This window comes from Arthrobacter sp. JCM 19049, assembly GCF_001310435.1.
Genome location: NZ_BAXF01000359.1, coordinates 1 through 2,264, shown reverse-complemented (window position 1 = coordinate 2,264; position 2,264 = coordinate 1). Strand labels below are relative to the sequence as shown.

Sequence of the window (2,264 nt, the reverse complement as noted above, 5' to 3'; positions counted from 1 at the left end):
GCCGAGTTCGCTGATCAGCTTCAGCGCGCGGTAGACGTTGGATTTGCCCACGGCATTGGCTCCGGTGATCACGGTCAGCGGGGCCAGTTCGATGACCAGGTCGCGCACCGAACGGTACCCGCTGATCGCCAGGGTCTGCAGCATGCACCCCACCCTACCGGCCCTGCCCGACAGCATCCGCGCTGTATCCGCGCAGCACCCGCGCAGTACCGCCGGGGCGGGGCGTCCGATGGTGCCAAAGCGTTCGGCGGCCGTGCCATACTGGGGTTGAGCGGCGAAGATCCTCGCCGCCACCTGCACTTTGAGTGGCGCAGGTGCTGCACGAGCACGGGAGTACCGATGACCCAGAACCCGTCCCCTTCCACCGCCACCCTGCTGGTCGGCGTCGAGCCGGACCAGTCCCCGACGGTGCTCAACGCGGTCGCCCCGCTGGCCGCGCAGCTGCAGGCCCGCGTGGTGTGCGTGCACGTGCACACCGGACGGTTCATCACCCAGCGCCTGCCCGAGAACCTGGCCGAGGCCAGCCCGGCGATCAGCGGCTCGGCGCACCCCGATGAGCAGGAGGTGCCGTTCCCGCAGGGGCTGCGCGATCACCTGGCTGAGGTGTTCGATCCGCTGCAGGTCAGCTGGGAGGCGCGCGAGGTGGAAGGGGACCCGGCCAAGGCGCTGGCGCAACTGGCCGAGGAGCTGGATGCCAACATGATCGTGGTCGGCACGCGCCGCAAGGGCTGGCGCAACCGCATGGAGCAGTTCATTGACGGGTCGATCGCCGTGAGCTTGTCGCACCGGCAGGGCCGCCCGGTCCTGGTGGTGCCGCAGGTCGCCAACGAATCCGGCCGGCTTCCCTGGGAAGGATAGCCGCCGCCCCGCGCCGGGGCTAACGCCGGCACTCTGCCACGGGATCGAACTCTGCACGGGAACCAACTCCACGCGGGAACGAACTCCACGCGGGGGCAGCCGCTCCCCGCACGGACAGGGGCGCTAGTTGCCGGACCGGGCCTCGAGGCCCGGCAGGGGCTGGTCCGTGTCGTTGCCGCGACATGTTTCCGCGCCGGCGAAGTACAGTTCGCGGTGCAGCTTGCACCCGGGATTGAACTGCGCCGCACAGTGCGGGCAGTGGTCGATGCCCAGGTATTGGGCGACGCTCATTTGGGTGCCGCACACTCCGCACAGCACTGCCGGCTGGTCGAAGTGGCGCAACGGCCACACCTGGCCGGGTGATCGGCCAGCTCGGCGTGGCACAGGTGGCAGGGGTAGTACCTGGCGCAGCAGTAGTGCTTGATCGCGATGACGTCGACGTCCCGGTGGTAGTGCGCGCAGCGGGTCTGCGGGTCCGGATTCACGCCATAGACTGTGGGCCCGCGGTTCACAATTTTTCCAAGTCACTGATTCTACTGTGCTGGCCAAGGACATCGACACATGCAGGACAACATCTACAGCAGAAGGTGACGCGTACAGCCGCTGTGCCATGGTGCGGCTGCATCAGGACTGTCACCAGATGCAGCCCGATTTGAGCAGACCCGTCAAGAAAGTTCGAGCGCACCCCTGCCCAATAACCCGGGTGCGGCCAGAAGCCACACCCGGGTTGGTGCTGCTGGGCTAGGTCCCGGTCTGGTCCGAGTACCCCGCAGCCCTCACCGCCGAGCGCTAGCGCTGCAGCCCGGCTTGACCCGCAGCGGCCGTGGTGCCGCCCGCCATGGCAGGACGCACCTGGCGGCGCAGCAGCACGAACAGCAGGATCATCCCGGCGGTCAGGAACATGTGCCCCAACCCGGCGAACCCGGCAATCATCGCGGAGGACTCCACCCCGCGCACAGTGAGCATGCCGTGCACGATGAGCATCGCCGAGGTGAGGATGACCCCGGCGTTGTAGGTGGCGAAGAACCAGCCGAACAGCTTGCGGTGCGTGGAGAGCGCGAACGCCTTCTCCAGCAGCAGCACGATCAGCAGGACGATGAAGCCCAGGGTGAGCAGGTGGGTGTGGGCCAGGCCCAGCTGTGTGAATTCGCCGGCCGGGAAGTCGTTGGCCTTGGTGAACTCGCGGTAGAACAGGCCGGAGGCCACCCCGACCAGCATGTAGCCAAAGGCCCAGTTCAGGATCTTGCGCATCTGTTTTCTCCTTGTGCTTTGGTGATGCCCCGGGAGTGAGGGCACCGGTGGTTGCTGGGCAGTGCTCCGTGGTGCTCCACGGCTGCCCGGTTGATTGGAAAATGTCTGCCACCCGCTCGCCGCCCGCCGCTCACGACCCCGAGCCGGCACGGTGG

The 2,264-nt window shown here is 67.5% G+C and carries 4 protein-coding genes; 1 reads left to right on the top strand and 3 read right to left on the bottom strand.

The genetic code is table 11. The features are described from left to right. Window positions 1-300: AAA family ATPase (locus JCM19049_RS12130; RefSeq protein WP_279403101.1), on the bottom strand; the 300-nt coding region annotated here is incomplete at its 3' end. A gap of 39 nt (window positions 301-339) precedes the next feature. Between JCM19049_RS12130 and JCM19049_RS12125 the strand changes: the two genes are divergently transcribed. Further along, on the top strand, window positions 340-858 hold the full coding sequence (locus JCM19049_RS12125; protein ID WP_054821724.1) for a universal stress protein: 519 nt from the start codon (window positions 340-342) through the stop codon (window positions 856-858). Window positions 859-981: 123 nt separating this feature from the next. Here JCM19049_RS12125 and JCM19049_RS22685 read toward each other — a convergent pair whose 3' ends face one another. Continuing rightward, window positions 982-1,200, bottom strand: a complete 219-nt coding sequence (locus JCM19049_RS22685) for a hypothetical protein (protein ID WP_306420797.1) — start codon at window positions 1,198-1,200, stop codon at window positions 982-984. A gap of 447 nt (window positions 1,201-1,647) precedes the next feature. Beyond that, on the bottom strand, window positions 1,648-2,109 hold the full coding sequence (locus tag JCM19049_RS12115) for a DUF2871 domain-containing protein (RefSeq protein ID WP_054821723.1): 462 nt from the start codon (window positions 2,107-2,109) through the stop codon (window positions 1,648-1,650). Between the last annotated feature and the right edge of the window lie 155 nt (window positions 2,110-2,264).

What these genes read in the sequence shown, in the direction of transcription:
- JCM19049_RS12125 (WP_054821724.1), top strand. Translation starts at nt 340, where the DNA reads ATGACCCAGAACCCGTCCCCTTCCACCGCCACCCTGCTGGTCGGCGTC.
- JCM19049_RS12115 (WP_054821723.1), bottom strand. Translation starts at nt 2,109, where the DNA reads ATGCGCAAGATCCTGAACTGGGCCTTTGGCTACATGCTGGTCGGGGTG.